Source organism: Acidobacteriota bacterium (assembly GCA_022340665.1).
Lineage (GTDB): Bacteria > Acidobacteriota > Thermoanaerobaculia > Thermoanaerobaculales > Sulfomarinibacteraceae > Sulfomarinibacter.
In genome coordinates this window covers 1-5,704 of record JAJDNM010000039.1, presented here as the reverse complement: position 1 = coordinate 5,704, position 5,704 = coordinate 1, and the positions used below count along the sequence as shown (strand labels likewise).

The following is a 5,704-nucleotide window of genomic DNA, read 5'->3' as shown; positions in this document are numbered from 1 at the left end:
GAGACGATACAACCCCCTGAAACTGGTCCCTCCAACAGGTGTGCGATAAGGTGTGGGCTCCAAAAACCAAAGGACACGAAACGGAAGGAGAGGATCATGGAGAACGCTGACGGGCTGATCGAAAACCTGATGACGATGATTTCCACCTGGGGGCTCCGCGTGGTCGGCGCCATTGCGCTGCTGATCATTGGTCGGATGGTGGCTGGTTGGATACGCCGTGGAATACGCCGGATCATGGAACGGCGGGAGGTCGACCCGACGCTGATTCCCTTCGTGTCGAGCCTGGTCTACTACCTGGTGATTGCCTTCGTGGTGATCGCGGTGCTCGGCATCTTCGGCATACCGACCGCATCGTTCGTCGCCGTGCTCGGTGCCGCCGGGCTCGCAGTTGGTCTCGCGCTCCAGGGCACGTTGTCGAATTTCGCGGCCGGGGTGATGCTGCTGGTTTTCCGTCCCTTCAAGATCGGGGACCTGGTAGAGGTCGGGGGAGAGCTCGGGGTGATCGAGGCCATCGGCATCTTCACCACCATCATGAACAGCCTCGACAACAAGAAGATCATCCAACCCAACGCACAGATCTTCTCCGGCACCATCGTCAACTACGATGGAAACGAAACCCGCCGGGTCGACATGGTCATGGGGATCGACTACGGTGACGACGTCGGTATCGCCATCGAAACCATCCAGAAGATCGTCACCGCTCATCCTCTGGTCCTGGCCGAGCCCGAGGCCCGGGTCGCGGTCTCAAATCTCGGCGATTCGTCGGTGGACTTGGTGGTCAGGCCGTGGTGCATACCCGACGACTACTGGACGGTCTACTTCGATCTCACGCGTCAGATGAAGGAGGGTCTCGAGGCCGCCGGCTGTTCGATTCCGTTCCCGCAGCAGGACGTCCACCTCTATCAAGAAAAGGGCGCAACAGCCTGACGGCGGTCACGTCCGCAGCGGTACCGGTGCGAGGCTTCAGATCCTCGGAGTGTCGAGGAAGCACACTCTGACGAGGTTGTGCACGACCTTCCGAGGTTCTCGAGCCTGGCACTGGTGACGGCACTGTTGTTCACGCCAGTCATCGCCGCCAGCGGCGGCTGGGTTGGGCGAGTGCCTTCATGACCTTCGCTCGTTTTTCCATGTGGGCCTTGGTCTCACCCTCGAGCGTCCGTTTCTCACTCATCATTTTGGCAATATAGCCAAATTACCGAGATTGTTGACCATGTCCGCGACGATCGTCGCACGATCGAATTGGATACAGACATCAGTTGACCGCACTGGTCTGGCACCCGTCCGGTCGGGTCCTTGGTTGGGCGCCATTCACCGAAGCCGTGCTCACGCCAATTCAAGCACCGGGTTTTGTATCCCTCGGCTCGCCGTTTCCGTCTCTACAGTAGGAGCCGCGAAATCGACAGGCTCGAAGGAGGTTCGAATGAGTGAATTGAATACCCGTGAACAGAGTTTGGTGGCGTTGGGCGCCGCGATCGCGAGCAACTGCGTGCCGTGCGTCGAGTACCACGTCCCAGGGGCGAGAAAGGCCGGGCTCAGCGACGTCGAGATCGGAGAGGCCATCAAGATCGCAGACAAGGTGCGGCGGGTTCCGGCGCGTGTTGTCGTCGAGACCGCCCGGGCGAGGATCGACACATCTACGGAAGCATCGGCGGAGACCGCCGGCTCCGGGTGCGGCTGCTCTGCGTCGAAACCGACCGTTGAAATCGGTGGAGTCAGCTGATGTCGATCTGCGGTGAGATCGAAGACTGGTGGCACCGGTCGACGCCTGGTGATATCCTCTGGGTGCCAGGCTCAGGACAAGGCCAGCTCGGAAGCATCATGAAAGCCGAATCCTCGCAGTTCGTGTTCGAAGATGTCGCTCAGGAGCTCTCGGGACCTCTCCGGCGGTACTTCGAACGGCTGGTCGGCAACCGAGCCACCGCCGACGACCTTCTTCAGGACGCGCTGCTCAAAATCGCACGCGGCCTGCCTGAATTCGAGGGTCGGTCGAGTGTCAAGACCTGGGCGTTCACAATTGCCACCCGGGTGGCCACTGACCACTTTCGCCGGCCGCATAGCAGGGCGCAGATGGTCGAGATCGACGAGACAGAGCCTGCCCAGGTTTTCGATGCTGAAATCGATCAGCGCATGGTCATCGATGAGATGAGCGGCTGCGTCCGAGAGGTCATCGACAGCCTGCCGGAGGACTACCGAACGGCTTTGGTGCTCCACGACCTCGAGGGGCAGACCGCCGCGCAGGTCGCCGAGATCGCCGGCTGCTCGCTGGCCACGGCGAAAATTCGCATCCATCGTGCTCGCCGCCGTCTCAAGGAAGCCCTCAACCAGGAGTGCAGATTCTATCGCGACGAGAACAACGTGTTCCGTTGCGATCGCAAGCACGAGTGTTGAGCGCTGACCAGAGGTTTCGCACCATTTCATGAGATCCGAAGAGAAATTCAACAGGAGGAAACCATGCCAATTCATCTCCGAGACCTGGACATCGTCGCGCAGGCTGAAGGGGTAAGCTCTGCCCTGATCGTCCCCTGCAACTTGTGCCCTGCCGTGACCGTGGCTGTCAACCAGAAACAACCGTTCATGAAGCTGTTCAGAAGCGTGCTGAAATCTGCGCCTTTCGAGCAGTACATCAAAGACCTGCGGGCGCGACTCGGCGAAAAGAGAGTCAAGACGGAGGTGTTCAGAAGCTCCATCTACCACCAATGGTTCATGTGCATGTGGACTGGCGGCCGACGCAAGAAGCTCGAGAAAGCGGCGAGAAAGCACGATGCTGTGATCGTTCTCGGCTGCGATACGGCGAATGAAACGGTGCGCGATACGGTGAGATCCACGGGCGTCAGAGTGATCGAGGGCATGCAAGTCGCGGGCCTCATGAACGCAAAACTGAGTTTCCAGCTGCCGGGGAACGTCGCCTTCAAGGACTGCAGAATCATTCCCATTTCCGAGCAGCGGAAAAACGTAGAGATGGAGATTTGAGATGACACGGGGGAAAACCTTTCAGATCGACTTCACCTGATGTCGTGAAAGGTGGCGGCCCTGTGCGGAATGGTTTGCTGGGAGCCGCGCCGGAGGAAGGGCGCTGGTTGGCTGGTCGACGGTTGACTCGACGCTCTTCAACACGCGGGTGACAGGTGCCGGATTCCTTCAGATGCATAGTGGCGCCACGCTAGATGACATGAGGTTCAGGGTCGGGAGTTTGCTGCGCTGCTTCACGGCGTGCACAGCACGCCCGCCAGCGAATGGTCGATGGTCGTCTGCTTCACATCCGACTTCGCCCACGATCGCCGCCGGCCGCGGTGTCAGAATCTCCGCGTGCCGACCATTCTTCGCCGCCTTGAGACGGCGGAACCAGTTTCCGTGTCCGTCTCCCTCTCGGTACCCGAAATGGCCGGGCTCGATCTTTGGTGTGAGCAACCGAGGGAACCAGGGAATCATTGAGTCATTACTGCGCAAGGCCTGTTTCGCCCTTTTGCGATATGCGTTCCCTGGCGTTCACACCGTGATGATCGAGGGCTTACCTGGCTTTTCGTGGAGGGGTGACTCGAAACCCGCCGTGAGGGCGTATTCGTTGTGGTCCTCACGTGCAGCGGAGAGAAGCACAGGTGGCACCCAACGTTGCCGGGGGTTGGCATCTCGGCACTCTCTCCCGTCGAGCCCGAGTAAAAGCCGTCAAAACGCCGAATATGTCGGCCCCGGCAGGCGGAAAGTTACCGATCCGGACACGGTGCGGCTTCAGACCGCTCCCTCGTTCTCCAGACCGTTTTTCCAAACCCGATCGAGCAGCCGCTGTGTGCGCAGGCTGTCGTCGATGCTGCGATCGCGCAAACCGGTGTCGACGGTCATCGCCGCAAAATCCTCGAACATCAGCTCGGGGGAGGTGTACTCGGAATCGACGCGAATGGTCTTGGCCTTTGTCGTCCCCCAGCCGCCACGATGGAGCTGGTAATCTGCCGGGCCGTCCGCGTTGTTGGAGGTGAACCCGTCCACTGTGATGACTCCCCTGGCTCCGGTGAGGCTCAGGTCCACGCAGACGCCGCCCGCGTCGAAGCCGCAGTTCCAGGTGCTCGTTGCCCCGTCCCCGAACTGGAGGACGCCGCTGCCGGCAATTGCCGCACCAGTTTCGGGGTCACGACGCAAGTAGGTTTCGAGTGCGCGGACCTCGATGTCGGGCGGTAGATACTCGGTGATAGCGCGCATGCAATACCAGCCGACGTCGCCTACGGCTCCCATCGGCTCGAGGTCCAGGTTGTAACGTATATTGCCGCGGTCCGGCAGGGAAAACTGGAAGGTCGACGTCAGCGACCACGGCCATCCGACCTGCTCGCTCATCGCGTCACGGATTGCCGAGGTGCGCGGGTGGTGGCCGAAGTGCGTGCCATCCATGAAACCCACATTGCCGGCTCGGCAGGCGGCGATGATCCGCTCCAGCGATGGCAGGCTCGCGAACGGTTTCTCGGCGAGCACGTGCTTGCCGAGGTTGGCCGCGGCGACCGAGATCTTCTCGCGTACGCCGGTGGGCGTTGCCACGTACACCGCGTCAATGCCGTCCCATGCCATCATCTTCGCCCAGTCGTCAAACGCACGCTCCGCACCATATTTGGACGCAAATCCTCGGGCCGACTCCATACGCCGGCTCGAAACCGCCGTGAGCTCCCCGGAAGGCACTTTCTTGATGACCGTCGCCATGCTGTTGGCGATCGCGCCGGTACCGACGATGCCCCAACGAATCGATGGACGGTCGATCCCGGCGGCTTTAACCGGCCACACGTTGCCGAGCATCGCCATCATCAGACCACCTCCCGCGGTGCCGAGCAGGTCGCGCCTGCTGATCAACTGTCTCTCGGTGGAAGAATGATCGTCACCCTGTGCCATGGTTGTCCTCCAATGGCGGACGGCCGGAATGATTGTGCCTCGTCGTCGCCCCCTCGTCACATGTGACAGCCACGTCGTGGACGGCTGCTCGTGGGTGCCATCGATGACATCTTCACGTTTGTGAAAAACCTTCTGACGCCATTATAGGGACTCAGAAACTCGACTGGCCGGCGAGCTGGCCCAGATATCCGTCACCTCAGTTACACATCACCAGGAGGTCCAAAAAGCCTCGATCCTCGACCTATGACTGGCACAGGAAACGGGGGCGGGTCATACGCTCGAGCCCGACATCCGTGCCTTCACCGCTCTCACGCGTCATCTCCGTGAGTTCGCCGCCGAGAGCACACCGTCATCATGGTCCGGATCGAAAACGGGCAACCGGGGCCCGTTCCGCGACCACTCGCGGGCGGCGCAGACCCTCTTCGAGGGGGCCAGTGCCCGCGGACGCCCAGGCCGCGATGGACGTGACCGACAAATCCGGCGGCAGCTGAACAGAGGCGTTCGGGCGCGAGACCGTGGCGTCTCTCCTACGAGCTGAGGCGGGCGTCGAGGCTGATCGATTCGACCGCGGCCAGTGCCTTGGAAACCGGGCAGGCGGACTTTGTCGCCTGGGCGGTCTCCTGAAAAGCCTCCTCGCTGATGCCTTCGGCCTCGACCTCGGTATCGAGGTGAATTGCGGTGATGCCGAAGCCGTCTTCCATCTTCTCCATCGTGACCTCGGCCGAGGTTCGAATCGCCTTCGGCGCCGCTCCGGCCTTCTCGAGGCCGACCGACAGCGCCATAGAGAAACATCCGGCGAGGGCGGCGCCGATCATCTCCTCGGGGTTGCTGCCCTGCT

At 61.2% G+C, this 5,704-nt stretch carries 6 protein-coding genes; 4 read left to right on the top strand and 2 right to left on the bottom strand.

Annotation, left to right across the window (positions count from 1 at the left end; translation table 11 throughout):
• The first annotated feature begins 96 nt into the window (after nt 1-96).
• The 4 genes from LJE93_05455 to LJE93_05440 all read left to right on the top strand — a co-directional run bounded on the left by LJE93_05455 (nt 97) and on the right by LJE93_05440 (nt 2,970).
• Nucleotides 97-927 carry a mechanosensitive ion channel gene (locus LJE93_05455; GenBank protein ID MCG6948347.1) on the top strand — a complete coding sequence of 277 codons (831 nt, stop codon included), beginning with the start codon at nt 97-99 and terminating at the stop codon, nt 925-927.
• Nucleotides 928-1,210: 283 nt separating this feature from the next.
• The gene (locus LJE93_05450) at nt 1,211-1,720 is read left to right on the top strand and encodes a carboxymuconolactone decarboxylase family protein (GenBank protein MCG6948346.1); all 510 of its coding nucleotides are present in this window, start codon (nt 1,211-1,213) and stop codon (nt 1,718-1,720) included.
• Between the two features lie 98 nt (nt 1,721-1,818).
• Nucleotides 1,819-2,388: an RNA polymerase sigma factor gene (locus LJE93_05445; GenBank protein ID MCG6948345.1), complete on the top strand. Its 570-nt coding sequence runs from the start codon at nt 1,819-1,821 to the stop codon at nt 2,386-2,388.
• A gap of 63 nt (nt 2,389-2,451) precedes the next feature.
• Nucleotides 2,452-2,970 (top strand): hypothetical protein, encoded by a 519-nt coding sequence (locus tag LJE93_05440; GenBank protein ID MCG6948344.1) that lies wholly within the window; start codon nt 2,452-2,454, stop codon nt 2,968-2,970.
• Between the two features lie 756 nt (nt 2,971-3,726).
• Here the strand turns inward: LJE93_05440 and LJE93_05435 are convergent.
• Nucleotides 3,727-4,866 carry a Gfo/Idh/MocA family oxidoreductase gene (locus tag LJE93_05435; protein MCG6948343.1) on the bottom strand — a complete coding sequence of 380 codons (1,140 nt, stop codon included), beginning with the start codon at nt 4,864-4,866 and terminating at the stop codon, nt 3,727-3,729.
• Nucleotides 4,867-5,393: 527 nt separating this feature from the next.
• Nucleotides 5,394-5,704: OsmC family peroxiredoxin (locus LJE93_05430; protein MCG6948342.1), on the bottom strand; the 311-nt coding region annotated here is incomplete at its 5' end.